Source organism: Helicobacter bilis ATCC 51630 (assembly GCF_000686565.1).
Taxonomy (GTDB): domain Bacteria; phylum Campylobacterota; class Campylobacteria; order Campylobacterales; family Helicobacteraceae; genus Helicobacter_A; species Helicobacter_A bilis.
In genome coordinates, this window is the sequence record NZ_JMKW01000007.1 from 1 (window position 1) to 26,131 (window position 26,131).

The window sequence follows — 26,131 nt, forward strand, 5'->3', positions numbered from 1 at the left end:
GTCTTTCTTGCCATCTGACATGGTAGCCGCATTTTTGTATTCTCAACTAGAGAATACAGACAAAATTAATGCTAAAAGATTAGATATTTGGAATCAGTATAATGACTTTTTTCGTGTGTTTAAAAGTGTAAAAACGCCGTATATCCCAGCAGAGTGCAAACATAATGCACATATGTATTATGTGTTATTTGAGAACTTACAGCAAAGAAGCGATTTTATAGAGTTTATGAAGCAGAATGAAATTTTTCCAGTATTTCATTATGTTCCTTTGCATTCGTCGCCTGCTGGACAAAAATTTGGACATACTTAGGGGGGGGGGGGGGAATGAAAGTAACTAATAAAGTTTCTAGAACCCTTGTTAGAATGCCCCTATATTTTGGAATAACACAAGAAGAAATGTGTAGAATTTTTGAGATTGCAGGTCAGTATATAAAGAGTTAGATAGGGAATATATAGTTAAAATGCATAACATTGTGAAATTAAAAGTTATGGGTGATGAGAGAGGGAAACTCATCGCTTTAGAATCTAATAAAAATCTCCCTTTTGCGATTAAAAGGGTGTATTACATTTATGATACATTGCCTGATGAAGAGAGGGGATTCCACGCGCATAAGCAGTTGGAGCAGCTTGTAGTGGCAATGGATGGTGCGTGTGAGTTTGTCCTAGATGATGGGCAAAAGCGAGAGTCTATATGGCTTAATCGTCCTGATGTGGGCTTATATATTGGCAAAAATATGTGGCGGGAAATGCGGAATTTCTCATATGGTTGTAAGCTAATGATTCTAGCTAGTGATTACTATGATGAAAGTGAGTATATCCGTGATTATGATGAATTTTTAAAAGCAGTCAAAGGGTAAAAATGCAACGAGATATAGATAAATATACGCAAGATTATCTAGCGAGTTCTTATGACTTTGAAAGCATTATGGTGTCTTTTCGCCGTAAAAAAGTCTTAGAGTTTTTAGAATCTTATAATGCTAAACATGTACTAGAAATTGGTTGTGGTAGTGATTCTATAGTAAATCATTATAAAGATTTTGAAACTTTTTGTATTGTTGAGCCTTCCAAAGTCTTTGCAGAGAAAACACAAAAAGATTCTAAAGGCAATAAAAACATTCAAGTGATAAATGACTTTGTAGAATCTAAACTTATAGAGTTAAAAACACAAAAATTTGATTTCATTATCCTTAGCTCTCTTTTGCACGAAGTGATAAATCCAGAATCTTTTTTAAGAGATATATTTAGCTTGTGTGATAGCGATACTTTACTTCATATTAATGTGCCTAATGCGTATTCATTCCATTTATTATGGGCGTATCAAAGTGGGCTTATTGAGACACTTGGCGGTTTAACACATACTGCTAAAAATCTCCAGCAACACACAACTTTTAGCCTTGCAAGTCTTATAGACTTTGTAAATAAAACTAATGGGGGGGGGGGGGTAAGCATTATGGATAAAGGCTCATATTTTATTAAACCCTTTAATCACAAGAAAATGCAAGAGTGTATGCAAAATGGAATTATTGATGAGAATCTGTTATTAGGACTAGATAAAATGACTGAATATCTACCAGAGTTTGGTGCAGAAATATTTCTAAATTGCAAAGTGAGTGCGTGTAAGGCAAGTATAGGCAAGGTGGATATATGAGAATCTGTCGATACGAGATGAAGCATTGTGCCGAATGGAATGCTTTCAATAAAGATTCTAAAAATGGAATCTTTATGTTTGATAGAAATTATATGGACTATCACGCCGATAGATTTATGGATCATTCATTAATGTTTTATGAAGATTCTAAGCTTATCGCCCTTTTGCCTTTAAATATCAAAGATTGCGTATTGTATTCTCATCAGGGGCTAACTTTTGGTGGATTTATTGTTGATTATTCTATGCGACAGCAAAAAATGCTTGAGTGTTTTTGCAAATTGCAAGAGTATATGCGAGAGATTAAATCTAATCGCTTGATTTATAAAAGCATACCGCATATATACCACAAGGTATCAGCTGAGGAAGATTTGTATGCGTTGTTTAGAAGTGGAGCTAAGATAATGCGGATAGATTGTTCCGCTACGATTTATTTACAAAATCCCATTAGATTCAGTGAGTTAAGAAAAAGGGGTGTAAAAAAGGCATTAAAAAATGAAGTGCAAATAGAATCTTCCACCAACTTCCCCGCTTTTATAACGCTATTAAATGAAGTCTTGCAAACAAAGCATAATACACAAGCCGTGCATTCAGCCAAAGAGTTAGAATTACTTCATAATAGATTTAAAGAAAATATTACTCTCTATATCGCAAAACAAAATAATGAGATTCTAGCAGCTACCCTGCTTTTTATCTATCCAAATCTCGTGCATACACAATATTTAGCAGCAAGTGAAAAGGGCAGGGCGATAGGTGCGCTAGATTTACTTATAAAAACATTGATAGATAAATATGCTACAACAAAACAATACTTTGACTTTGGAATCTCCACAGAGAATAATGGCTTATTCTTAAACGAAGGACTTATCTCACAAAAAGAGGGGTTTGGTGCAAGGACTATCGTGCATAGTTTTTATGAGCTGAATATTAACGGGGGGGGGGGGGGTAATAACCCTTAAGTGTTTTGCAACTAAAAGCCCTATATCTTGGCATACTCAATACAAAAGATTCAAATACTACTCTAGCACACCTATTACACATCGTGCTTTAAACCCCATTATAAAGGGGGCGGCGTGATACACCCACTCTCTGATGTGCAAAGCCAAAATATTGGCAAAGGGACTAGAATCTGGCAGTTTTGCGTGGTGCTACCCAATGCGATTATAGGGGAGAATTGCAATATTTGCTCTCACTGCTTCATTGAAAATGATGTTGTAATCGGCAATAATGTAACGATAAAATGTGGGGTGCAGGTGTGGGATGGATTAAGGATTGAAGATAATGTATTTATCGGTCCTAATGTGAGTTTTACTAATGATAAATATCCAAGATCAAAGCGATATCCTAGCGAATTTCTAAGAACAACGATTAAAAAAGGGGCTTCTATTGGAGCGGGTGCTGTGATTTTACCCGGGATTACTATCGGTGAAAATGCGCTTATTGGAGCAGGCAGCGTTGTAACAAAAGATGTTTGTGATAACGCTAAAGTAATAGGCAATAAAGTTATTATACGGGGGGGGGGGGTAACTAATCCCTATTTTACTGCTTTTTCTATCCTTTTAGATTCTGTGCTTCACTCTCTTATTTTAGCTACACATATAAGGCTGTATCGATGAAAATCTGTATAGCTGGAAAGAATAATATTGCAGTGTGGGCGTTAAGGTATTTATTACACATTGGGATTTGCAGGCAGGATATTTTCATTTTACCGAATGCAAGTGATTGTGGGTATGATACTTGGCAATATTCGCTTTTAAAATGTGCTAAAGATGAGAATCTTAAGGTTGTAACATTGCAAGACATATATGCAATGAGTGATTTATTGTTTATTTCATTAGAGTTTGACAAACTTATTGATATAGAAAAGTTTGCAAGTAAGAATCTTTTTAATATTCATTTCTCTAATCTTCCAAAATACAAGGGTGCTTATACCTCCATAATGCCGCTTTTATATGGGGAAAGTGAGGCTGGAGTTACGCTGCATAAAATAGATTCTGGTGTTGATACGGGTGATATTGTCGATCAAATGACTTTTGCTATTGGGCTTCAAGATAGTGCTAGAATGCTGTATGATAGCTATAACAAATACGCGTTTTTGCTCTTTAAACAGAATCTTTTTCATTTATTAAATGGCACTTATTCTGTAAAAAAGCAAGGCTATATGGGTGGGAGCTATTTTTCTAGAAAAGAGATTGATTTTAATAATATTGTAATAAATCTCAAAAAAACAAGCTTTGAGATACATAATCAACTGCGTGCTTTTATCTTTAGAGAATATCAACTACCCAGTATTTGTGGTGTAAGGATTATGGAATCTGTTTTAACACAGGAGTTTATAGGAAGCAATGTTTTAATTGATAGTAATGAGTATTTTATAATTTCTGGTGTTGATGGAATTTAGATTCTTGTCATTTTTGCAAGTGTGGGCAAAAGCTTGTTTCGTGCGAGCCATAGGCAAAAAATCTTTTTTAGATTCTAAAGTTTTAGATATTTCGCTACGCTCAATATGACAATTTGTTTGCAGAAACTAGATTCTAATTTACCCACAAAACCCAAACCCTACTCCTTATTTTTCGCTATCCAGTTCAAATACCCATTTGCATTGATAATCTCTTGTATAAAAGGCGGAAAGGGCGTTGTGCTAAAGCTTTTAGCACTTTTAGATTCTATAATCTCACCTTTATCAAAGTCAATGCTTACCTCATCGCCATCTTGTAAAAAGTCTGCTATCTCTTCAGATTCAATAATCGCTAAGCCGATATTAATCGCATTGCGATAAAAGATTCTAGCAAAGCTTTTTGCGATAATACAGCTTATCCCACTTGCTTTAATGGCAATAGGTGCGTGTTCTCGGCTACTTCCACAGCCAAAGTTCCACCCGCCAACCATAATATCGCCACTCTTTACCTTTTTCACAAAATCCTTATCAATATCTTCCATACAATGACTTGCAAGCTCCCTATGATCTGCGGTGTTTAGATACCTTGCGGGAATAATCACATCAGTATCTACATTATCGCCATATTTATGGATAAATCCCTGTGCCTTCATCGCTTTTCCTTTTAATGTGCGTATGTTTCATGTTTTATATTCTTTACATTTCTAACATTTTATCCTAAAATTTCAAAAAAGCATAAATTTATGTTTTACAATGTTATATAACTAGCATTTAATATCGCAATTTAAGTTCAATATAATCGTCTAAAATATAAAAATAATTGCAAAAACTAAGTGAATTTTTGATAAAATAAAGCTTTGTTGAATCAACAATTGGAGTTTATAATGCCAGATAATAAATATGAATATTCAGATTCTGCTAATTTTGAAACATTGCATGAGGTAGAGATAGCCCAGCCTAGAATGCAAGAGATTATCCTGCTGAATGATGATTATACAAGCGTTGATTTTGTTATTACCTTGCTTATGCGTGTGTTTAACAAAAGTATGCTTGATGCACAGACTATTACGCAGTTTGTGCATAACACAGGCGAGGGGAGTTGTGGCGTATATCCCTATGATATTGCGGAGCTAAAGTTTAGCATGGCGACAAATTTTATACGAGATAGCGGTATGCCATTGCGACTTGTTTTGCGTGATGTTATGTAGGGGTTAAAATGGGTGAGCTAAATTCGACTTTATCAAATATTTTTCAAAAAACACTTCATTTTGTAGAAGATATGCGACATAATGTCTTAACGATTGAGCATGCTTTTTATGTCATGCTTGAGAATCCTTTAGGTAGAGAACTCGTTGAAGCAACTGGGGCAAATACAAAGATTTTAATGGATTCTCTTAGTGCGTATTTAGAAAAACATATACCAAAGGGAAGAGCCCTAAAAGAATTAGAAGCACCACACCAAACACCAGCCTTTATGCGTGTATTTGATCACATGATTTCACATGCAAAAAACGCACAAAAGGCTAGTGTTGGAATTGGTGATTTTTTTGTGGCCCTTATGCAAGAAGAAGATTGCTATTGTGCAAGATTATTAAAAGCACAAGGCATTCAAATAGAAGATGTAATGCGTATTGTGGTAGATTTTGATGAGCATGTCTCTAGGGAAAAAACAAAAGATTCTCAAAGTCAGCTTGAAAAATACGCAAAAAATCTTAATCAATTAGCCATTGAGGGAAAAATTGACCCTCTTATAGGTAGAGATTTAGAAATCAATCAAATCGCACAAGTGCTATGTCGCCGCAAGAAAAATAATCCTATGTTAATAGGTGAGGCTGGAGTTGGCAAAAGTGCCATTGTAGAGGGCTTAGCACTGCGTATCGTAGAGGGAAGTGTGCCTGCAAAATTGCTTAACAATGTAATCTATGCGGTTGATGTAAGCTCTGTTGTGGCGGGGACAAAGTATCGCGGCGAGTTTGAAACGCGTATTAAAAAGATTCTAGCTGAAGTGGAGAAAGATAAAAATATCATTATTTTCTTTGATGAGATTCACATGATTGTTGGAGCGGGTCAGTCAAATAGCGGTGGCATGGATTTTTCAAATCTTTTAAAGCCTATGCTTGCTAGTGGGAGACTGCGTTGCATTGGTGCGACTACAAGTCATGATTATAAAAACTCATTTGATAAGGATAAGGCATTAGCACGCCGTTTTACGCAGATAAAAGTCGAAGAGCCAAGTGAGGAAGAATGCCTATTAATCCTTGAGAAAATCGCACCGCTTTATGAAAAGTTTCATAATGTAACCTATGAAAATGAAGCGATAAAAGCCTGTGTGAGCCTGTCAAGCAAGTATATCACAGAGAGACATTTGCCCGATAAAGCCATAGATTTAATGGATGAGGCTGGAGCAAAGGCACAATTAAATGAATTTTTATGCAATGATGAGAGAAAAAATGAGACTTTAGAGAAGCTAACAAAGACAAGGAAAACAAAAAAAGATTCTAAAACACAGCATAAGATCATCACCAAAGAGCATATTGAATCGCTTATGGCTTCAATTACAAACATTCCAAAATCAACGATTAATGCCGATGAAAGTATGCTATTAAAGAATCTAGAATCAAAGCTTAAAAAACGCATTTTTTCTCAAGATAAAGCAATTGAGAAAATCGTAGAAAAGATAAAAATTAATAAGGCTGGTTTGGGTGAATTGCACCGCCCAATTGCAAGTTTTCTCTTCACTGGTCCATCTGGTGTTGGCAAGACTGAGTTAAGCAAGGAATTAGCAAAAATACTTGGCATTAAGTTTGAGCGAATCGATATGAGTGAATATGCAGAATCTCATAGCATTAGTAAGCTGATTGGCTCTCCTGCTGGATATGTAGGCTATGAAGAAGGCGGGCTTTTAATCAATAAAATACGCATAAATCCGCATTGCGTGTTGCTACTTGATGAGATTGAAAAGGCACATAGCGATGTGTATAATATTTTGTTGCAAATCATGGATTCTGCGACATTAACGGATAATCAAAACAATAAAGCTGACTTTAAAAATGTGATTTTGATTATGACGAGTAATGCAGGGAGTAAAGAGGGCAACTCTGTGGGATTCCTTGATACAAGTGAGCATCGAGTTGGCATGGCGATTAAGGATACTTTTAGCCCAGAGTTTCGCAGTAGGCTTGATGCGATTATCCCCTTTATGCCACTTGGTGTGAATGAACTGCAAAAAATCGCACAAAAATATATCACTGATTTAAACGAAACACTGAAAGAAAAGCATATTATGCTAAAGCTTAGCACAAAATCCGCACAATTTATAGCGCAACAATCTATTGATAAAGCACTTGGGGCAAGGGAGATTAAAAAAACTATAGATTCTGCTATTAAGTTGCCTTTAAGCAATGCTATGCTGTTTGGAGAACTGCGTAAAGGCGGAGTAGCCCATATTAATGTAAAAAATAATACTCTTGTGTTTGATATACAAAAACAAAGGCAAGAGATTATCTAAAAAAGATTCTTAACATGCATTAAATAGTTTGTGTAGAGAAGCTAACTTATGGCTGTGTAATGCTAGAAAGTGGGAATATAACTTTGGATTTCGGCTCATTTTGGTGGGTCGGGGTTCAATATAAAAAGATATTCTGCGCTTACGCACTCAATATGACAAGATTTTAGAATCTACGCCTTTATGGGTGGTGCAGGGTTTAGGGTGCATTTTGGCAAGTTTTTAAAACTTAGAATCTATAAGTCGTGCCAACATAACCCCCAGCATTTAAGGCATGATAGCTTGAAGTATAAGTAACCAAAGCCATAGCATTAAAGCTTAAATGCTGTGTTGCAAAGTAGTCAATACTAGCATTTACATTAAATCTCAAAGCATTCGCACCCAAAAAAAGTGGTGTAGATTGTGGTAAGAGAGTAAAGACCCCAGCATTATTTTTTGAAAAAAGATTTGATAAAGCTATATTAATAGAGCCTAGCATATAATCCCCCCTATAAAAAGTCTTTAAGCCAATATCAACAAGCCCTGCGACACTCATTTCATACACACTGCTAAAAGGCGTAATAAGAGAAAAGCTAATAAATGGGCGAAATACATATTGATCATAGAAAAAATCAATGCCTAAAAAGCCTTGAAATAGCATGTTATTTACTTGACTACTTAAAGCCCCAAAGCCTATATCAATGCCAAATACCCCATGTGCTACGACATTTTGTATAGGCAAAGGCACAGAGGCATTAGCCCCAAGATTTGAGCCAAAAAAGAAAGAGCTAGTTTGTGTGGCTTGTGTCGTAAGCAAGGCATTCCCAAAAGCAATATTAGCAAACGAATCTAGCTGAATCTTTTTCCATACAAAAGGATGTCGATACTGCGTATTTAAGCCATTATACATTAAAGTTTGTGTATCGCTTAAGCCAAGTGTGCCTGTGTAGGCTAGACTAGCTTTTTTATATGTATTTGTAAAAAGCGGATTATGCTCCTTATACACATCTTCTTTAAAAATATGCGTTTGTTTAGAATCTTTATCTGCCTCTTCATTTGATTCTTCCTTATAGATTCCTTGTATATTTGCGGCAAATACTGATTGCATACATATACATAAACATGCACTTATAAACTTTAATCTCATATTACCCTCCATTACTCTATCCACCAATAATGATATATGCTAAAAGGTGAAGCATAAGGTGGAAAAATATCTGGCATTTGTATATCATGCCTTAAAGCGATACGAAAGCTAGGACTATAATAATGTGGCACAACATAGAATCCCCATAGTAAGATTCTATCCATCACATGTAAAATCGCTATGCGTTTATTATAGTCTGTCGTTTGATTAAGCAAAATAATAAGCTTATCAATCGCCCTATTTTTCACACCGGAAAAATTCCTTGAGCCTTCCATATCCGCACTCATTGATGAAAAGAAAAAGTCTTGTTCATTTCCCGGAAAAAGGCTTTGTGGTATCAAGCCCACAATTATATCATAATCAAATTGTTTTACTCTATTTTCATATTGTGCTGAGTCTATTAATCGTATATCAAGGCTAATGCCAAGTATTGCTAGATTTTTCTTAAAAGGCAGCACCATGCGTTCAAATAAAGGTGAGTTGAGTAAAAGTGTGAGTTTCACTGGCTTATTATTAGAATCTAGCAGCCTATTTTCTACTACTTTATATCCTGCTTCTTTTAAAAGCTTTTGTGCGTATATGAGATTTGCTCTTTTTGAATGTGGTGCTTTTGTGCTTGGATTCTTATAGACTTCATGTAGTAAGCGAGGATTTATAGAATCTTTATAATCTTTTGTTATTTCAAACTCTCTTGTGCTTTTATCATAGTTTAAGATTCCAAGTGATTGTAATATCTCTATTTCATCTTTAGAATCTTTTAAGAGACCGCTTGACGCATATATTGAGTTTTCATAATAGCTTTGTGTGCGTTTATATTGTGAGTAGAAAAGATATTCATTACTCCATTCAAAATCAAAGCATTGAAGTATCGCTTCCCTTACTCTTATATCATTTAAATGCGTCTTTCTTGCGTTAAGATAAAAGCCCTGCATACCCGCTGGTAAGCCATGCGTTAAAGTGATCTTTTTAAATCTTCCTGCATTAAGGCTACTTCCCTCATAGTCATTTGCCCATGCTTTTGCCTGTGGCTCAAAGCGATAGTCATAATTCCCCGCTAGAAATGCACGCAAAGCGACATTTGCGTCTTTGTAATATTCAATTGTGATTCTATCAAAGTTATATGCCCCAACATTTATCATTAAATCTTTCGCCCAATAATTCTTATTTCGTTTATAAGTAATGTATTTATTTATCTCAAAAGATTCTATTATGTAGGGACCACTGCCAAGCGGTATGCGTAAGGGCTTTTTACCATATAGATTCTCATTATTTTGTAAATAAAAGTGTTTTGGGATAATGTGTAGTTGTGTAAGAATAAAGGGTAATTCTTTATTTTCATTATGTTTAAAGATAAATTCAATAATATTCTCACTCACCACAACCGCTTCTTTCACATCAGCATAATAGCGAGATTGAGTTGGATCGCCCTTTTGCATAAGCATATCAAAGCTAAATTTTACATCACTAGCACTCACCTTGCTATTATCACTGAATCTTGCCTTTGGATTTATCATAAATCTCACACCGCTATTATCATTTGCAATGCTTACTTTTTCTGCTATAAGCGGATATATCGCATAAGGCTCATCATAGCTTTGTGCCATCAAAGTATCATATACTAAATCAAGCGAATCTGCCTTACTCCCCTTTAGCACAAATAAATCGAGACTATCAAAGCCACCAAGCCCCATAGTCTTAAAATCCCCACCCTTTTTTGCCTTTGGATTCGCATAGGGTAAAAATTTCGCATTTTCATGCTTTGGTGTCATATCCATAGCAATAGCACTATGCCATGTGGTATAAAGATTAGAGTGACTTTTCGCATAAACGCATACACTAAAAAGCATAATAAAAGAGAGAATAAATACAAAGAATCTAGCATATCGTATAAAAATATTTTGTAGCATTTTTTACCTAATAGTTTTTTTGTTTTGAATGTAAGTGTTTATTATAATGTTTTTCTGTGTATAACTTTATATATGAGAGTAAATAATATGATTGTAGTATGGAATCTTTTGCCTATAATTTTGTATTTGGCAATATGGCATATCATCTTCATAACTTTTCTATATAATACTCCGCTAGTTTTAAAAGCAAATGAAAGGGTATTTATTGCAGACAAGGGGTTCGCGTTTTATCTATAATCTCAAAGGTATTATACGCATGATAATACCACGCATAATAACGCAAAAGCAGCTTGAGACAAAGATACAAAAATTACTAAGAATCTATGAGAAAAACCTAGAAGACATAAGTAATCGCATAAATTATTACAATAAACTAAATAAGCCCTTTCATATCCCATTAACAAAAGATAAATTACCGCAAATAAGCCCACTAGACCTAGATTTACCCCCTTATCCTAGTCGATTAGCAAACTTGCAGCAACTTGTGCCAAATATAGATTTTTTGAAACATAATACTTATAAAGCCGGATCGGTGTATTATTATGATTCGTATGAATGGACGAGATATTTTAAGGATAATTTAGTCTGGGCGTATATGTTTTATGATGTGAGTGAGCTTTTAAGCTTTCCTGCGATTTGCAAGTCTCGTCCAATTATTGCTTGTAATAACAATTCAGTATTAATGCAGCTTGATAAATATCGTCATTTTCATTTCATAAACGACCCAATAAGATTTGAGGATAAAAAGGATATATTGCTATTTCGCGGTGCGGTATATCAAGACCATAGAATCCGCTTTTTTGAAAAGCATTTTAATAATCCAAATTGCGATATAGGACATGTTGGAAGAGCGGATTCTAATCCAGAATGGCTAAAAGATAAACTCTCAATACAAGAGCATTTGCCCTATAAATTTCTACTAAGCCTTGAGGGCTATGATGTAGCAAGCAATCTCAAATGGGTGCTAAGCTCAAACTCACTCTGCATTATGCCAGAGCCAGAGATAGAAACATGGTTTATGGAAGATAAGCTAGAAAAAGGTGTGCATTTTGCAGCTATTAAGCGTGATTATAGTGATGTAGATTCCGTGCTTGAATACTACAAAACACACACAAATGAAGCAAAGGAAATCATACAAAACGCACATGAATTTTGTGCTAGATTCTATGATAAAAGGCTTCAGGGCTTACTTAATCTCTTGGTATTACGCAAATATTTCTATCTCTCAGGACAGATTGATATAAGCCCATTAGAACAAACATTATTTAAACTTGATTAGATATTATGGTAAAAAATCGCTAAGTGTGAAGTTTTTACACATAGATTCTATAACATAGGTGCGAGTGTTAGAAATATGGAATCTTTATGTGTTTTTTCGCTAAAATCATTGCAGATTCTAAAAAAGGGATAGCATGGCGACACAAATAAAACTTAAGGCAAAAAGAAGCACAAAACTTCCAAAAGGATTCAAACTCTCTGGCGTAAAGGCAAATATAAAGTATAAAAATAGGCTAGACCTAGCCCTTATCTACTCACAAGAGCCTTGCCAAAGTGCTGGTGTATGGACGAAAAATAGCGTGCAGGCGGCTTGTATCACTCACAATAAAGCAAAGATACAAAATCATATCCATGCTGTTATGATAAATTCTGGTTGTGCGAATGCTTGCACAGGAAAGCAAGGTGAAGAAAATTGCGATAAAAGTGCGGAAGCCCTAGCAAAAGTGTTGCGTATAGATTCTAAGCATATTTTACTTGCTTCCACAGGCGTTATTGGAGCGCAATTGCCCATGCCTAGAATCTTGAAAGCTATCCCAAAGTTAGTAGCACAAAAAAATAGCAATAAAGATTCTATAAAATTAGCAAGTAAAGCCATTATGACAACAGATACTTTCCCAAAGACTTTTGGCATAACTTGTAAGTTACAAAGTCCAAATGATTTAGATTCTAAAAATACAGAATCTGGCAAAGAAAAAGCCGCTCGCAATGAAAAAACTAGCGATTCTAAAAATATTGTCATTAACACAGAATCTAAAGAAAATGCTAAAGATTCTATAAGCATAGAAAATAAGTTAGATTCTAAAACACAAGAAAAAGAAACATGCAATGAAAAGGCAAAAACAGAAAAGAAAAACAATAAATTTAGAATCTTTGGCATGGCAAAAGGTTCTGGCATGATTCACCCAAATATGGCGACCATGCTAGGCTTTATTTTGACTGATATAGCAATATCTAAAGAGTTATTGCAAGAAGCATTAAGTGAGATTAATACACAAACTTTCAATCAAATAAGCGTTGATGGCGACACTTCAACGAATGATATGGTTGTTGTTTTAGCAAATGGTGCGGCAAAAAATGAGATTATTTCAAGTAAAAGCACAGACTATGAGATATTCAAAAAAGCGTTAAAAAAAGTATGCGTCAATCTTGCCAAACAAATCGCTAAAGATGGCGAGGGTGCTACGCATTTGCTTGAAGTATCCATTAAAAACGCACAAAGTCTGCAACAAGCCCAAACCCTAAGCAAGGCTATCATTGGCTCAAATCTTGTAAAAACCGCAATCTTTGGTAAAGATGCAAACTGGGGACGAATTATATGTGCTATGGGGTATAGCAATGCGAGTTTTGACGCGAGTAAATTTAATCTTATTTTTGCAAGTAAAAAAGGGAAAATTATAATCGTGAAAGATGGCGTAGGAACAGCATTTAATGAAAATAAAGCAAAAAGTATTTTGAGTGCAGATGTCGTGCGTATTTTAATTGATTTGCAAGATGGCACACATAGTGCAAAAGCTTGGGGTTGTGACTTAAGTTATGATTATATAAAGATTAATGCAGATTATCGCTCATAGATTTCTAGATTGTATCATGGGATTTAGCTTTGTTTTCATCTCTTAAAACTTTAAAAATTTGTGTAGAAAGCTATACTGCTAAATTTTAGCATACAAAGCTTGGGATACAGCAATAAAAAGGTGTGTCTAAACATGCACTGAAACAATATGCTAATTAGCTTGATAAGATTTCAAAAATAGAATCTAACCCCTAAGATTAAGAATATATGAAGGCTCAAAAGATTCTAAATCCCATAAAGGTTCATTTTGACCCACATCAATTTGTATCTCATCAAACCCTTGCAAATCATTTAGCCTATTTTCAAGAATCTTTTTCACTTTTTCACTCATCACACAAAGCCGCAAACATACATTATTTTCATCATTTAGCGATACAATGCCGCTTATCTCACCCAAATGATGAAAAATGCTATAAAATTCTAAAAATTCCACTTGTTTTTTAAGCTGCACTAAACTTTCTTTGCCATTATCCTCTTTTATCACCATGCTAAATACGCCATTTTGCAAAGCAATAAGCAAGTTTGATAACTCTAAAAACTCCTGCTTACTTGTCGCAAGGGGCAATCTCTCTAGTAAAAACTCTTTAAAAACAGATTCTAGTGTGCTACCGCCCTTATGTGTTTCACTCAATAATTCTTTTAAGTCATTTGAGCTTAATTTAAGTTTTGCATGTGCTAGATTCTCCAGCATTTTTGGCTGCTTAATAAGATCTGAAATGAGTAAGCCATCTTTGCCTTGCTTGACATTTGCCCAATAATTTGTGCCAACTTGAAGTTCTTTGTTACTTTGTGTTTCAATGATGAGTTTTCCAAGCTGCACGAGATATTTATCAGCACCTTTCTTATCAAGTATGCGTAAAAGCATAGGCAAAGTAGCATTTATCTCTTTATTGCCTGTGGTTGTTGCCATTTGATTTAATAGGCTTTGAATGTGTGTTGGCTGTATCATACCTACCCTTTTTCACTGATAGTAACATATCGGCATACGCTTGTGGTTTGTAAAATGAAAGTAATGCTAGATAAGTCTCGCATTAAGTTGCTGTTTTAATAATTTTTATAAAATATAGTTACATATATTCATCTGTCTGCAATAAATCTTGTAAGCTATATTTTTGAAACTCTTGCATGAAGGCATCTTTTGCCTTATGAATGATTGATTTGAGATTGCAATTGATTTGATAGGGGCATTCCGTGTGTTTAGAATTATGCTTCAAACACTCAACAAAATCAGTATTTATCTCTGTATAAAGCAACACATCGGCTAACCCAATATCCTTTGGCTTTTTAGCAAGTTTTATGCCGCCTTCCCGCCCCCTAAAAGTCTTTATAAACTGACCTTTTGATAGTTTGTGGATAATTTTTTTGAGATGATTCTGTGAGATTTTAAGATCACTTGCCATATTTTCTATGGTGTTTAATGTGTTATTGTGCTGTGCGAGATAGATTAATGCCCGAAATGAATAATCGCTAAACTTTGATAACTGCATATTGCTTCCTTGTATGTATTTTGGTGTGTTGTTTAAGTATGAAATATTATCGTTTTATTTTGTGATTTTCAAACTTTAATAACGCTGTGTTATTATGCAGCATGAATTTTTTACATATATTTACATAATTTTATAGAATTAAAGATCTGTAATTTTGCCCTTGTGCTTAGAATAATAATCGTGGTATAAGAATAACAGGCATCACACATGCAATCTAAAAAAATGATAGTCTTTTTGCTTAATTTCTATTTTTTAAATTCTTTGAATTTTAATTCACCCTTATAATTTTGGCAGAATAAAGTTTATAAAAATACCCAATATAATTAGAAAAATCATCAACTTAAGGCTGATTTTTTTATCTTTTTTCTCTTTCCATAAATCTAGCCATTGTCCAATTGTCAAGTCATAATACAGCCATTTGATGACAAAAAATGCTACCACAACCACCAACAACAAAGCAGGGATAAAAAGTATTTGCATTAAAGATTCCATAATTTTATATCCATAGGTATAATGTGTTTAAAACTGCATTACTTATTGCAGTGTTGTTGATACAGGCAATGATATGACTTTCATATCTTTTATGCCGAGTTCATTTTGCATACTTTTTAGCATATCGCTATTTTGCGCGATAAACTGCATGGCGGGGTCTGTGCTCATTGCTTGATTATTATTTGTTTCTGTGTTTGGATTCTGCGATTCTGCTTGTTGTGTATGAGTGGGGTTATTATCTGTTGTTTCGTTTAGATTCTGTTTAGTTTGTGGTTTGTTATGTGTTATTTGAGTGGCTCTTGTGGTTGTGCTTTGCATAAGTTTTGTTAAGTCTTGTGGGCTTTGCTTTGCAACCTGCATTTTTATAGAATCTCCATAGACTTCTTTCATAACCTGCATAATACCGCTGTATGCCTGTCTCAATGTGCCTGTCTCTTCCTCTGTGGTGTAAAAGATAAGATGCAATACATTGTCTGTGAGTTTGTCAAATGCGATTTTATTCTCAAAGAGACTGCCTATATTATAATCCCTTTCATAAAGCTTTGTTATAAGCGTTGTAAAAAGTGGGTCATTTTTTGTAAGGCTAAAGGGTTGTTTGTTTGCTTCTTGCTGTGTGTTTATAGAATCTATTTGGCTTTGCTGTGTGAGGTTAGATTCTATTGAGTTATTAGATTCTGTTAGATTATTAGAATTTTGTGAAATATTAGAATCCAGTTTAGATTCTGTTTGAATGTTAGAATCTTGTGCGGTGTTAATATGTGTTGTAGAATCGTTATTGCTAGATTCTATTGTGAAATTAGGATTTACACTCGTTTGCGCTTGTGGCATGGAATCTTTATTTATAGAATCTTGTGTTATAGAATCTTTTATTAACTCTGCTTGTGTGCTGTTTTCTTGTATTGTATGTATGGTTTCATTTTGTAGGGTTTTTATATTAGATTCTATTGCGTTATTATATGTTTGCTGGTTGATATGGGCTTTGCTAGATTCTATCAAGCTATTAGAATCTATTGATAGATTAGAATTATTTAAAGTATTAGAATGCACTAGGTTATGAGTATTTAAAGAGAGATTAGAATCTTGTATAGAATCTTTATTGCTGGATTCTTGTGTATTGGTTTTAGATTCTATAAAAGCATTAGAATCTTGTGTTAGATTCTGTGTGCTTTGTTGAATTTGTGTAGTTTGTAGATTCTGTGTTGTTTGGTTGGATACTTCGGTTTGGGTTGTATTTGTAGTTATGGAATCTGTTATGGAATCTTTAGATTCTCTCGCTTCTATAGGTTGTGTAGAATCCAAAGAAGTAGAATTTGGGGAATTAGAATTTACATGATTTATAGAATCCACCTGCATGGCATTCTTAGATTCCATACTATTTTGTGTGGCTGTATAGTCGTTTGATAATTGCGTGATTTGTGCGTTTTGGGCTGGGGTCTGCATGCTTTCTAGCTGTTTTAGTGCGTTTGCTACCTCTCGTATTTTTTGGGCTTCAAGCATTTTTAGAATGGTTAATAATAAACAAAAATCACTATCGCAATCAAGCTGTAACATAGCCTTAGAATCATTAATAATATTTGCATAACGCATACCTAAAACAGGTGGGATTTGTGGTATCTCTTCTAGCATTTTATTCTTAATATAAAGGCTTAACTCATCTAATATCATCTCAATCTCATAGCCTTCCAGCGATTTAGCAAACTTTATACACTCTTGCATATCCTTTCGTAAAAGGGCTTGAAAAAGCGTGTCAAAGGCACTTGGGTCTAGTGCGCCTAGCATATCTGCTAACTTTTGCGTATTAAGGCTATTTTGACAAAAGACAATGGCTTGGTCTAGCAAGGTTAGGGTATCTCTAAGGCTTCCATGTCCATTTCGTATAAGCATATCTAAGCTTGCTTCATCACTACTTACATTTTCTTTTTGCAGGATATGTGCTAGGTGATTTTTTAATGCTGTTGTTGGAATCTTTTTAAAGCGAAAATGTTGTGTGCGACTTAGTATTGTCGCTGGGACTTTTAGCGGGTCTGTGGTCGCTAGGATAAATTTCACATAGTTTGGTGGCTCTTCTAGCGTTTTTAAAAGTGAGTTAAACGCCTCTTTTGTTAGCATATGGACTTCATCTATGATAAAGATTTTAAATCGTCCCATTGTAGGCTTGTATTTGGTCTGCTCGATTAAATCTCTCATATCATCAATCTTTCTATTACTTGCACCATCAAGCTCTGTAATGTCTAAATGTGCGCCTTTTAACGCAGCGATACAATTCGCACAAGTCCCGCAAGGACTGGAGGTAATGCCCCTTTCACACTGCAGGGATCTAGCTAAGATTCTAGCTGATGAGGTCTTACCACTCCCTCTTAAGCCGCTAAATAGATACGCATTAGCTATTTTTTTACTATCTAGGGCTAGGCACAATGTCCTTGCGACACTTTCCTGCCCCACGAGTTCAGCAAAGGTTTTTGGTCTGTATTTTAGGGCAAGGGCTATTGCCTCTATGCTTTCAATCGGTGTTTCTTTGGTTTTTGGTGTGTTGTCAGAATCTTGTTTTATTGGGGTTTGTGCAGGTTGCTTTATTGTAGGCTTTGTTTCACTTGAAGTCATTGAGAAAATATCAAGCGGCTTTGTAAATACAAGTTTATGGTCAATGGGATTTGGTGAGACTCTGTTTATATCCCATGGCGGCATATTTTCATCAGTTGTATGTGTAGTTGTATTATCCATTAAAAATCCCCTATTTATTCTACAAGTTAAAGAGTGAAATTATAACAAAATAGCTTAATATTGCGATAAAGCCTTACACTTTATTACAAAAGTTAAGGATTTTGGGTATAATAGGCGGGTTTCTTGTGGTTTGTGGCTTAAAGGATTAGATATGATTATAAGCAAATATTGTGCGAGTGGTAATGACTTTTTGATATTTCATAGCTTTTTAGAGCAAAATCGTGCGAAAATGGCAGTGGAGCTTTGCAATAGATTCTATGGGATTGGGGCTGATGGCATGGTTGTAGTTTTGCCTTATGAGAGTAAAGATTCTAATATCGCATATAAATGGGAGTTTTACAATGCTGATGGTAGTTTTGCTGGTATGTGTGGAAATGCAAGTAGAGCTGTAAGCCTATATGCTTTTCATAATAAACTTGCTACGCAAAATCATAGTTTTCTAAGTGGAGCGGGGATCATTGATACAAGCATTAAAGAAATTATAGATTCTAAACATGCTTATGTGCAAAGCAATCTTGGCGAATATGTCCTGCAAGGCAATATCGTTGAGAATAAAAAGGGGAGTGTCTATGAGTTTGAGCATATTATCATGCGTATCCCGCATTTAGTGTATTTTGCTACTTCTATGAAAGAGTTTAATTTGCTTAGCAATGATTTAGAGTTTCTCTCGCATTTAAGACATAAGTATGATGCAAATGTAAATATTGCTATAAGAGAGAATGATAAAATCTATTATGTAACCTTTGAAAGGGGAGTAGAAAATATCACACAAGCCTGTGGCACAGGTGCATGTGCGGTATATGTCAGCCTAAGAGATTTTAGCAAAACCTATACGCTTATACCACCAAGCAAAGAGAAACTGCAAGTATCTTATAATAACGGCTTAATCTATTTTTCTGGACTTGTAACAAAAGTATGCGATTGTGTTTTGTAATTTGTGTCAAAGGAATTATTAATGAAAGAGAATGTAAATAGTGAAGATACTAGTGTTTTTGCTGATATTTATGAAGATAAGCGAGTGTTTAATAAGGATTCCGAAACAGCATGTTTCACTGAGCAAGGCGGTATGTCGAAAGTAGATTCTAGCCCTTGTCATATTGAGCGTAGCGAAATATCCAGTATAGAATCTATGTTACATTTAAATAAACATAAAGCTTTATCCACAAAGCTATGGAATCTAGACTTTAAAATAGATTCTAGGCGGGATTTTTTATCTCATGCTGCAAATAAAGTTATTTTAGAAAATATCAACAAAAAGCCCCTTTATTCTCACAAAAAGCAAGGTAAAATACCTAAGAAGCTACACTTAATCTATTTATTTATAAATACTGATTTTAAAGCAACACCGTCTCTACACTATCTCTATAAATCTATATATAGAATCTTATCTATATTTTTATTTAGCCTTATATGCAGTATATATACAGCAAATGCCAACACAATCAAGGATAATAAAACCCACACAAACCCCACACAAAATAAAACAATACAATCACAAAAAGTGCAAATAAAAGGCGATACCCTAGTCATACAAGATGCCTCATGCCAATCGGGCAATAAATCGCTGCTTAAATCACTACAAACAAAAGATTCCAAAAACACAACGACATTACAAGAATGCGATGATATAAATCATAAATAGTTATGTCATATTAATATAAAGTCTCTCATAGTAACTAAGACTGAGTGAAATGTTACTAAAAAGCAGGGTTAAAGATTTGGGGTTTTGAGCATGTAAGTGGAGTGAATATTGTATTGTTTGCATGATTACTGATTTTTATATCCACAACTTGGATAGACAATGTTGTTTTAATGCCAAATATAACAATAGGCAATCTAATTATAGAATTGGTTGTTATGTGTCAATATCGGCTAAAATCTAAATTATGCTAAGATTACAAATTAAAATTCCATAAAAACCCCCCAAAACAAGTTACTACAAGGAAAAATATGCGTAAGCAAAACAAAGCAAAGCAAAATCGCACACAAAATAAAAAAGAAAAATTTATGATTAATAGGGGAAAATACAAAGGTTTAGGGCTTTTTTTAGAATCTAATAGCACGACACGACCTACAAAAGCCCTTGTGAAAAAGTCCTTTTTTGACACTATGCAACATAACCTTTATAATAAAGTCTTTGTTGAGTGTTTTGCAGGGAGTGGTCAAATGGGCTTTGAAGCCTTATCTCTTGGGGCTAGTTCGGCTGTATTTTTTGAGAAAAGTGCGGGGGCTTTTAAGAATCTATGTGAAAATATCAATCTATTTTGGCAGAAACATAAGAGCTATCATAGAGACACAAACGATTCTATAACCACGCCTTTTAGCATAAACGCACACTATAAAGATTGTCTGCAATCACAGGATTCTATAATGAATTTTGCAAAAAACACAGATTTTCAAGTAAAAAATGATATAATTCCAGCTTTAAATTCCACAATGCAAACAAATCAATTTGTATTATATATGGACCCACCCTTTGCATGTCGAGAAGGTTTTAGCGATATTTATACAAAGATTTGGCATTTTATAGAATCTTTTGATGAAAATTTTACGCAAAAAGTCGATATGATAGTCATTGAAAGTATGAGTAATATCCAGCTTGATACGCAAATAGGGATATTTCAGCTTGTGAAAAAAAGTAAGTTTGGACAGACGACTTTGATGTATTTTACAAAATAAAGGAGCAAACATGGCAGAAGAAGAAAAACCAGCCGCAGAAGAAAAAAAGGCAAAGGACTTATTTTTATCATTGTAGGTGTTGTTGTTGCGGTGCTTATACTTGTTGGTGTAGTTGTGTTTCTGTTTATGGGTGGCGATGAAGAGGGCGATCATGGTGGGGGCAATGCAGCTCCACCACCACAAATCGCAAATCTAACGCCAGAGCAGCAAGCATTACTGCAAAATGAAGCGTATAAAAATCCTGTTGCTATCATGCCTTTAGAGAAAGACTTTATCATTAATCTGAAGTCGCCAGATCCAGAAAATATGCGTGTTGCAGGCTTTGCTAAGTTTAGGGCTACACTTTTACTTGCGGATAAAAATGCGGTCAAAGAAGTCGATGCAAAGCTTGATATTGTAAGAGGTGTTATCGCTGATGCTACGAGTGCTTATCTTGCTACTGAATTACAAGGATCACAAGGTAGGCAAAAACTTGCTAATGCGATTGTAGTAAGCCTTAACTCTGTGCTTACAGATGGTAAGGTAGCAGCAGTTGTATTCCCAGACTTTATTATACAGCCTTAAGATTTCAAGGCTTTAATGCTAGATTATAAAGATTCTTAGAATCTTATAGTATAAGGAAAATTATGAAACACATATTATTGATATTATTGTGTATGTTTGGTTTTAGTGTTGTGCATGCTGATGAAAATGCCTATTATGGCGTATATCGCAATGCAAAGGATTTATATCCAATTGAAAAAGAGTTTGTCATGATGCTAAAACCATCAAATCCAGATGATTTACGCACTGCTGGCTATGCCAAGTTTAATGCGACAATTATTATGAGTGATAAGGCAGCAGCTAAAGAGCTTGATGCAAAGATTGATATTGTGCGTTCCGTTGTCGTTGATACTGTGAGTGGCTTTATGAAAACAGATTTGCAAGGCGCACAAGGCAAACAAAAACTTGCTGCAACACTTACTGCGAGTGTGAATGCAGTTTTGACAGATAGCAGTATAGTAGGCTTTGTCTTCCCAGACTTTGTAATCCAGCCTTAATATAGCTTCATTATGAATCTTGAAATTGGCACAGATATTATTGCCACATCACGCATAAAAAATGCCATTGCAAAGTTTGGCTTGGGCTTTTTAGAGCGTTTTTTACTACCAAGTGAGATATTACTTGCTTATAAAAATAAAGAGAAACTATTGCTATATAATAAAGATTCTAAAAGCTTGTCTCATGAATTTATATCCACTAAAACACATTTTTTCACACAAGAAAACCTAGATTTATATACCACGCAAATGCAGGATATTTTCAATGATTTACAAGCAAATTTCACAATAGAATCATATAAGATTGACACAATAGCAGGATTTTGGGCGATAAAAGAGGCATGTTCTAAAGCGCTTGGTGTTGGCATTGGTAAAGAGCTTGGATTTCATGATATATGTATATATAAGGATATGTATGGAAAGCCGCACTTAGCCCTACATGAAAATAAATATAATAATTTTAGAATACAAAAAATTGCAATTAGCATGAGTCATGACTGCTTAAATGCCATTGCTGTGTGTGTTATTACTTTTAATGAAGCATGATTTTTATAATTAAAAAGGATGCTTTAGGTGTTTTCCATATTTGTGAGTTTGCCAAGCCTTAGCTTTTTAGAATCTGTATTCTAACTTTTACAACCCAGATTTTAAAACAATACTTCAAGTGATTAGTAGCATTGATATACTTTAAAAAACACAGATACATAATAAGTCATAGCAAGAGAATCTAATCCTTTGCAGCGACTAAAGTGGTGATCATTCACGCATTTTCTATCAATATGCTTCCACTCTCACACAAGCGGCATAACCTTTTTAGCGATATATTCTAGCTCTTCTTGCATATTAGCACATTGGATTATAAGCAAATCTAGCCCTGCTTCTTTATAGGCTCTAATCTTTTGTGCCACGCTTGTCGGTGTGCCAACTAGATTTGGTCGCAAACCGCGATTAGACACGCTGTATTCCTGCTTACTAATCTCCACATCAAGCTGTGAATTGCCTGTGAAATTCTTATACGAGTTTTCATAATCGGCGTAATTTTTAATGGTAGTAATCCGCTTTAGCTCATTTTTCGCTTCTTCTTCGCTATCACGCACAATCATATACACCGCCATACCAAAGCCCTTAAATGGCGGCAATCCTGCCCTTTTCTTTCGCTCTTTCATATCAGTAATTTTTGCTCTCACTTCTTCAAGTGTGCCGCCGTGCAAGAGATAAAAATCTGCAAATTGTGTAATGGCATTCCTGCCTATTTCACTCTCTCCCCCGGCATACACAAGCGGAATCTTGGGCGGTTTAGGCTCGTTATAGGAATTTTCAAAGCTAAAATACTTACCGCTATGATGAAATGGACTTTTACTCCAAAATCCCCGCAAAACATCGGTGTATTCGTGTGTGAGCGTATATCTATCATCGTGTGCGTCAAAGTTTATGCCATACTGCCTAGCCTCCTCTTCCCACCACGCTGATACCATATTGATAGAAAATCGCCCATTACAAATCTGTGAAATGGTAGCAATCTGCTTGGCAGTGAGTGCTACTTGATGATACTGCGGACGCAAAGCGGCTAGAATCTCAATCTTTTTGGTAACCGCTGCCAAGCCATTAGCAATAGCCCACGCATCAAGGGCAGGGGCTTTCTCACCTTTAATGTCATTCAAATACAGCTCTGGCACAAGGGTGAGTGTATAGCCTAGATTCTCCGCTTTTACCGCTAAATCGCGGATATACTCCCAAGAACACTGCGTGCTATCATCATCTACATTCCTAAGCCAACTGCCAAATACCGGACTCCAATATCCAAATTTCATTTTCGCTCCTTTATTGCCCTAAATTGCTCACTTAAAAAGCTAACTAACCTATCCGCTGCTGCCACGCCGCCACTCTCTCTAATCTTAGATTCTAGTGTGGAGTTGTAGTTTGTGTTTGTGTTTATATCATAGACCACAATATCCCCACTCACACTCTCAATAAACTCAATCCCTGCCACAGCGATATTATGCAGTGCTAAAAACTGCTCTAAACATCGCACGATAGGACTTGTAGAATCTATCTCTTTGCGCAAACTAAACTTATCCCCAGCTCCCACTTCACACGCCGCCCCAGCAAGAGCAGGTCGCTTTGTAGATTCTGCTTTAGAATCTCCGCTAGAATCCACTTTAGAATCCACCAACTTAGAATCTAGAGAATCTATTTGACACGCATCAGCAGGGCATAGCTCAAACGCCCCATTACTCGTATCCACTCGCACCGCATAATGAAACTTCCCGCCGATAAACTCACACCGCGTGATAAACGCTTCCCTAGATTCTACATACTCTTGCAAAAGCGTAATGCCATCAATGGGTAGCTCAAATTCGCTAGATTCTACATAGCCCCTAAACTCATCTATATTTTCAAAAAACCGCACACCCAAGCCCTTGCCACCTTGATTATGCTTTGTGATAAAGGGCTTGTTACCTAGATTCTTAGCAAAGCTCCTTGCCGCATTGATTAAATCAGTTTTCCCAAATACCGCAAGTGTTTTTGGTGTTTTAAAATCCACGCCTTGAGACTTAAAAAAAGATTCTAAAAGCAAAGCCTGTTTAACCTTGCTGACTTCAAGCTCTAGCACAGAGCTGCCATTTATCACGCAACGCCCATAGCTTTCTAGCCACGCTAACAACGCACGACCATATTCCTTAGAAAAGGCATTATCACGCGTATGACTTGAGGCACTAAGCCTACTCCAAAACACACCGTTTGGCGGGATAGAATCTAGACTGATTCCTCCTTGAGTCAAAAAAATCTCACGAAATTCTACCCCAGCCCTATCAAATGCTTCTTTAAAAGGTGGTATCCACTCATTATTTTCATGGATAATATAAATTCCATCCTGTAGCGTGTTATATAACATAATATGTCTCCTTTTAGTTTGATTGGTTGCAACAGAGTTAATCTAGATTTCTATTTTTTGGAATCAAAATAACACATACGGTTGCTATGACCATTAACATGCCAAGATAAATAAAAAAACCTTGTTCAACTCCGTATTCCTTAAATTGTAAAGCTACATAATTTGCACTTCCTCCAAAAAGTGCTGCCGCAACTGCATAACTAAACCCAGTTCCAAGAGCACGAATATGTTGTGGAAAAAGTGTAGTCTTAAAAATACCTGCCACTGCACTATATAATCCAAGCATAAAACACATGGATCCGATTATAGCGAACAACGCAAAAGGGTTTGTAAATGTTTTCATTGCCATAAAAGCTGGATAGATACCAAAAATAGTAAAAATACAGAATGCAAGTAGACAAGTTTTTAATCCTATTTTATCAGACAATATTCCAAAAAATGGAACAGAGATAAATAGTATAAAAATTGCTCCAAGCATAATATTAGAGGCTATTTGTGGATCAATTCCATTATTTATCATATATATCTTGCTATATGTGGTAATAATATAGTAAGCTGGAGAGCATCCTGCGGTAATACCAAAAACAAGCAATACAGATTTATATGATTTTAATAAGGCTTTAAAGCTACCTCTATCTGCATGACATTTTAGTTCCTCTGCAGAATTGTCACTCATAAACGAACGTATAAGTAGACTAAATAAAGCAAACATACCACCAATGAAAAACAATACCCTCCATCCCCACTCAGACATTTCTTCGTGTGAGATAAATAAAAACATGCAACTAATACTTGCTATAGCAAGTAATTGACCACCAATAAGAGTAAAATACTGAAAACTTGAATAAAATCCTCTTTTACCATGCGGTGCCACCTCACTTAAATAAGCCGCTGCAATACCATATTCTCCACCAACAGCAAAGCCCTGCAAGAGTCTTGCCAAAAGTAAAAAGATAATTGCAGCATCTCCTATGATATTTTTGCCAGGCAAAAATGCTATCAAAAACGAACCTATAGCCATTAAAACAATAGAAAAAATCATCGAGCTTTTACGTCCTATTTTATCAGCGATAGACCCAAAAACCATACTGCCAATAGGTAGCATTAAAAAACCAATGGCAAACACACCAAAAACAGATATTTGTTGTATAACTGAGGATTGTGCATCAGAAAAGTTACTCGCAAAATAAGGTGTCGCAAATGCATAAATATAAAAATCAAACCATTCCACAAGATTGCCGCTACTTGCTGCAATGACAGAACGGATTGTCTTTGTTTTTGAAATGTCTAATTCAGACCTATTCCTCTTAAATAACACCATTGTCATAATCCTTGTCATAAAACTTAGCTGTATTGCAATAGACTACAAACATTACCTAACTGCCTT

25 protein-coding genes and 1 pseudogene are annotated in these 26,131 nt (G+C 35.3%); 16 read left to right on the forward strand and 10 right to left on the reverse strand.

Features of this window, described 5'->3' with window-relative positions; translation table 11 throughout:
* From T368_RS13005 to T368_RS0102075, 6 genes and pseudogenes are all read left to right on the forward strand, one after another.
* On the forward strand, nucleotides 1-310 hold a 310-nt coding region (locus tag T368_RS13005; RefSeq protein ID WP_211248554.1), incomplete at its 5' end, for a DegT/DnrJ/EryC1/StrS family aminotransferase.
* Nucleotides 311-461: 151 nt separating this feature from the next.
* Nucleotides 462-857, forward strand: coding sequence for a sugar 3,4-ketoisomerase (locus T368_RS0102055; RefSeq protein ID WP_004087212.1), 396 nt, complete (start codon nucleotides 462-464; stop codon nucleotides 855-857).
* A gap of 2 nt (nucleotides 858-859) precedes the next feature.
* Complete coding sequence (locus tag T368_RS0102060) at nucleotides 860-1,648, forward strand: class I SAM-dependent methyltransferase (RefSeq protein WP_004087210.1); 789 nt, start codon at nucleotides 860-862, stop codon at nucleotides 1,646-1,648.
* Entirely contained in the window at nucleotides 1,645-2,604 is a 960-nt protein-coding gene (locus T368_RS0102065; RefSeq protein WP_027338262.1) for a GNAT family N-acetyltransferase, read from the forward strand. Before T368_RS0102060 ends, T368_RS0102065 begins: the two co-directional genes overlap by 4 nt.
* A gap of 114 nt (nucleotides 2,605-2,718) precedes the next feature.
* A pseudogene (locus T368_RS13010) lies at nucleotides 2,719-3,129 on the forward strand (acyltransferase); the annotation flags it as partial.
* 128 nt (nucleotides 3,130-3,257) lie between these two features.
* Nucleotides 3,258-4,046, forward strand: coding sequence for a formyltransferase family protein (locus T368_RS0102075; protein WP_004087204.1), 789 nt, complete (start codon nucleotides 3,258-3,260; stop codon nucleotides 4,044-4,046).
* A gap of 158 nt (nucleotides 4,047-4,204) precedes the next feature.
* Here the strand turns inward: T368_RS0102075 and leuD are convergent, their stop codons facing one another.
* The gene (gene leuD / locus T368_RS0102080) at nucleotides 4,205-4,696 is read right to left on the reverse strand and encodes a 3-isopropylmalate dehydratase small subunit (RefSeq protein WP_004087202.1); all 492 of its coding nucleotides are present in this window, start codon (nucleotides 4,694-4,696) and stop codon (nucleotides 4,205-4,207) included.
* Nucleotides 4,697-4,927: 231 nt separating this feature from the next.
* On the opposite strand from leuD, the gene T368_RS0102085 reads away from it, so the two are divergent.
* The gene (locus T368_RS0102085; protein WP_004087200.1) at nucleotides 4,928-5,251 is read left to right on the forward strand and encodes an ATP-dependent Clp protease adaptor ClpS; all 324 of its coding nucleotides are present in this window, start codon (nucleotides 4,928-4,930) and stop codon (nucleotides 5,249-5,251) included.
* 8 nt (nucleotides 5,252-5,259) lie between these two features.
* Entirely contained in the window at nucleotides 5,260-7,551 is a 2,292-nt protein-coding gene (locus T368_RS0102090) for an AAA family ATPase (protein WP_004087198.1), read from the forward strand.
* A gap of 226 nt (nucleotides 7,552-7,777) precedes the next feature.
* Here the strand turns inward: T368_RS0102090 and T368_RS0102095 are convergent, their stop codons facing one another.
* Together T368_RS0102095 and T368_RS0102100 are read right to left on the reverse strand one after the other, a co-directional pair.
* Nucleotides 7,778-8,674 (reverse strand): hypothetical protein, encoded by an 897-nt coding sequence (locus T368_RS0102095; protein ID WP_004087197.1) that lies wholly within the window; start codon nucleotides 8,672-8,674, stop codon nucleotides 7,778-7,780.
* Between the two features lie 11 nt (nucleotides 8,675-8,685).
* Entirely contained in the window at nucleotides 8,686-10,581 is a 1,896-nt protein-coding gene (locus tag T368_RS0102100) for an extracellular solute-binding protein (protein WP_004087196.1), read from the reverse strand.
* A gap of 205 nt (nucleotides 10,582-10,786) precedes the next feature.
* On the opposite strand from T368_RS0102100, the gene T368_RS0102105 reads away from it, so the two are divergent.
* Both T368_RS0102105 and argJ read left to right on the forward strand, forming a co-directional pair.
* Nucleotides 10,787-11,860 carry a glycosyl transferase family 90 gene (locus T368_RS0102105; protein ID WP_004087195.1) on the forward strand — a complete coding sequence of 358 codons (1,074 nt, stop codon included), beginning with the start codon at nucleotides 10,787-10,789 and terminating at the stop codon, nucleotides 11,858-11,860.
* 133 nt (nucleotides 11,861-11,993) lie between these two features.
* Entirely contained in the window at nucleotides 11,994-13,430 is a 1,437-nt protein-coding gene (gene argJ / locus T368_RS0102110; protein ID WP_004087194.1) for a bifunctional ornithine acetyltransferase/N-acetylglutamate synthase, read from the forward strand.
* A gap of 183 nt (nucleotides 13,431-13,613) precedes the next feature.
* Here the strand turns inward: argJ and T368_RS0102115 are convergent, their stop codons facing one another.
* The 4 genes from T368_RS0102115 to dnaX all read right to left on the reverse strand — a co-directional run bounded on the left by T368_RS0102115 (nucleotide 13,614) and on the right by dnaX (nucleotide 18,129).
* Nucleotides 13,614-14,378, reverse strand: coding sequence for a hypothetical protein (locus T368_RS0102115; RefSeq protein ID WP_004087193.1), 765 nt, complete (start codon nucleotides 14,376-14,378; stop codon nucleotides 13,614-13,616).
* 118 nt (nucleotides 14,379-14,496) lie between these two features.
* Nucleotides 14,497-14,916, reverse strand: a complete 420-nt coding sequence (locus T368_RS0102120; protein ID WP_004087192.1) for an RrF2 family transcriptional regulator — start codon at nucleotides 14,914-14,916, stop codon at nucleotides 14,497-14,499.
* Nucleotides 14,917-15,195: 279 nt separating this feature from the next.
* Nucleotides 15,196-15,408, reverse strand: a complete 213-nt coding sequence (locus tag T368_RS0102125) for a hypothetical protein (RefSeq protein WP_004087189.1) — start codon at nucleotides 15,406-15,408, stop codon at nucleotides 15,196-15,198.
* Nucleotides 15,409-15,450: 42 nt separating this feature from the next.
* The gene (gene dnaX / locus T368_RS14430) at nucleotides 15,451-18,129 is read right to left on the reverse strand and encodes a DNA polymerase III subunit gamma/tau (protein ID WP_004087187.1); all 2,679 of its coding nucleotides are present in this window, start codon (nucleotides 18,127-18,129) and stop codon (nucleotides 15,451-15,453) included.
* 151 nt (nucleotides 18,130-18,280) lie between these two features.
* Between dnaX and dapF the strand changes: the two genes are divergently transcribed.
* The 6 genes from dapF (at nucleotide 18,281) to acpS (ending at nucleotide 22,394) form a co-directional block, all read left to right on the forward strand.
* Nucleotides 18,281-19,063, forward strand: a complete 783-nt coding sequence (dapF, locus tag T368_RS0102135) for a diaminopimelate epimerase (protein ID WP_020995706.1) — start codon at nucleotides 18,281-18,283, stop codon at nucleotides 19,061-19,063.
* Between the two features lie 21 nt (nucleotides 19,064-19,084).
* Nucleotides 19,085-19,771: a hypothetical protein gene (locus T368_RS0102140; RefSeq protein ID WP_004087184.1), complete on the forward strand. Its 687-nt coding sequence runs from the start codon at nucleotides 19,085-19,087 to the stop codon at nucleotides 19,769-19,771.
* A gap of 308 nt (nucleotides 19,772-20,079) precedes the next feature.
* Entirely contained in the window at nucleotides 20,080-20,808 is a 729-nt protein-coding gene (locus T368_RS0102145) for an RsmD family RNA methyltransferase (RefSeq protein WP_004087178.1), read from the forward strand.
* A gap of 114 nt (nucleotides 20,809-20,922) precedes the next feature.
* Complete coding sequence (locus tag T368_RS13020) at nucleotides 20,923-21,372, forward strand: flagellar basal body-associated FliL family protein (RefSeq protein ID WP_237022132.1); 450 nt, start codon at nucleotides 20,923-20,925, stop codon at nucleotides 21,370-21,372.
* Between the two features lie 62 nt (nucleotides 21,373-21,434).
* Nucleotides 21,435-21,848 carry a flagellar basal body-associated FliL family protein gene (locus T368_RS0102155; RefSeq protein ID WP_004087175.1) on the forward strand — a complete coding sequence of 138 codons (414 nt, stop codon included), beginning with the start codon at nucleotides 21,435-21,437 and terminating at the stop codon, nucleotides 21,846-21,848.
* A gap of 12 nt (nucleotides 21,849-21,860) precedes the next feature.
* Nucleotides 21,861-22,394 carry a holo-ACP synthase gene (acpS, locus tag T368_RS13025; protein ID WP_004087171.1) on the forward strand — a complete coding sequence of 178 codons (534 nt, stop codon included), beginning with the start codon at nucleotides 21,861-21,863 and terminating at the stop codon, nucleotides 22,392-22,394.
* Between the two features lie 245 nt (nucleotides 22,395-22,639).
* On the opposite strand, the gene T368_RS0102165 is transcribed toward acpS, so the two are convergent.
* Genes T368_RS0102165 through T368_RS0102175 form a run of 3 tightly spaced genes read right to left on the reverse strand, consistent with a single transcriptional unit; the run spans nucleotide 22,640 to nucleotide 26,065 of the window.
* The gene (locus T368_RS0102165) at nucleotides 22,640-23,659 is read right to left on the reverse strand and encodes an LLM class flavin-dependent oxidoreductase (RefSeq protein ID WP_004087169.1); all 1,020 of its coding nucleotides are present in this window, start codon (nucleotides 23,657-23,659) and stop codon (nucleotides 22,640-22,642) included.
* Nucleotides 23,656-24,744: an ATP-grasp domain-containing protein gene (locus T368_RS0102170; RefSeq protein ID WP_004087163.1), complete on the reverse strand. Its 1,089-nt coding sequence runs from the start codon at nucleotides 24,742-24,744 to the stop codon at nucleotides 23,656-23,658. The genes T368_RS0102165 and T368_RS0102170 overlap by 4 nt, the downstream gene beginning before the upstream one ends.
* Before the next feature lie 37 nt (nucleotides 24,745-24,781).
* The gene (locus T368_RS0102175; RefSeq protein ID WP_004087162.1) at nucleotides 24,782-26,065 is read right to left on the reverse strand and encodes an MFS transporter; all 1,284 of its coding nucleotides are present in this window, start codon (nucleotides 26,063-26,065) and stop codon (nucleotides 24,782-24,784) included.
* Between the last annotated feature and the right edge of the window lie 66 nt (nucleotides 26,066-26,131).

Bases quoted from the DNA above. Each gene is read 5' to 3' on its own strand.
- T368_RS0102055 (WP_004087212.1), top strand. From the start codon at position 462: ATGCATAACATTGTGAAATTAAAAGTTATGGGTGATGAGAGAGGGAAA.
- T368_RS0102060 (WP_004087210.1), top strand. From the start codon at position 860: ATGCAACGAGATATAGATAAATATACGCAAGATTATCTAGCGAGTTCT.
- T368_RS0102065 (WP_027338262.1), top strand. From the start codon at position 1,645: ATGAGAATCTGTCGATACGAGATGAAGCATTGTGCCGAATGGAATGCT.
- T368_RS0102075 (WP_004087204.1), top strand. From the start codon at position 3,258: ATGAAAATCTGTATAGCTGGAAAGAATAATATTGCAGTGTGGGCGTTA.
- leuD (WP_004087202.1), bottom strand. From the start codon at position 4,696: ATGAAGGCACAGGGATTTATCCATAAATATGGCGATAATGTAGATACT.
- T368_RS0102085 (WP_004087200.1), top strand. From the start codon at position 4,928: ATGCCAGATAATAAATATGAATATTCAGATTCTGCTAATTTTGAAACA.
- T368_RS0102090 (WP_004087198.1), top strand. From the start codon at position 5,260: ATGGGTGAGCTAAATTCGACTTTATCAAATATTTTTCAAAAAACACTT.
- T368_RS0102095 (WP_004087197.1), bottom strand. From the start codon at position 8,674: ATGAGATTAAAGTTTATAAGTGCATGTTTATGTATATGTATGCAATCA.
- T368_RS0102100 (WP_004087196.1), bottom strand. From the start codon at position 10,581: ATGCTACAAAATATTTTTATACGATATGCTAGATTCTTTGTATTTATT.
- argJ (WP_004087194.1), top strand. From the start codon at position 11,994: ATGGCGACACAAATAAAACTTAAGGCAAAAAGAAGCACAAAACTTCCA.
- T368_RS0102115 (WP_004087193.1), bottom strand. From the start codon at position 14,378: ATGATACAGCCAACACACATTCAAAGCCTATTAAATCAAATGGCAACA.
- T368_RS0102120 (WP_004087192.1), bottom strand. From the start codon at position 14,916: ATGCAGTTATCAAAGTTTAGCGATTATTCATTTCGGGCATTAATCTAT.
- T368_RS0102125 (WP_004087189.1), bottom strand. From the start codon at position 15,408: ATGGAATCTTTAATGCAAATACTTTTTATCCCTGCTTTGTTGTTGGTG.
- dnaX (WP_004087187.1), bottom strand. From the start codon at position 18,129: ATGGATAATACAACTACACATACAACTGATGAAAATATGCCGCCATGG.
- dapF (WP_020995706.1), top strand. From the start codon at position 18,281: ATGATTATAAGCAAATATTGTGCGAGTGGTAATGACTTTTTGATATTT.
- T368_RS0102140 (WP_004087184.1), top strand. From the start codon at position 19,085: ATGAAAGAGAATGTAAATAGTGAAGATACTAGTGTTTTTGCTGATATT.
- T368_RS0102145 (WP_004087178.1), top strand. From the start codon at position 20,080: ATGCGTAAGCAAAACAAAGCAAAGCAAAATCGCACACAAAATAAAAAA.
- T368_RS0102155 (WP_004087175.1), top strand. From the start codon at position 21,435: ATGAAACACATATTATTGATATTATTGTGTATGTTTGGTTTTAGTGTT.
- acpS (WP_004087171.1), top strand. From the start codon at position 21,861: ATGAATCTTGAAATTGGCACAGATATTATTGCCACATCACGCATAAAA.
- T368_RS0102165 (WP_004087169.1), bottom strand. From the start codon at position 23,659: ATGAAATTTGGATATTGGAGTCCGGTATTTGGCAGTTGGCTTAGGAAT.
- T368_RS0102170 (WP_004087163.1), bottom strand. From the start codon at position 24,744: ATGTTATATAACACGCTACAGGATGGAATTTATATTATCCATGAAAAT.
- T368_RS0102175 (WP_004087162.1), bottom strand. From the start codon at position 26,065: ATGGTGTTATTTAAGAGGAATAGGTCTGAATTAGACATTTCAAAAACA.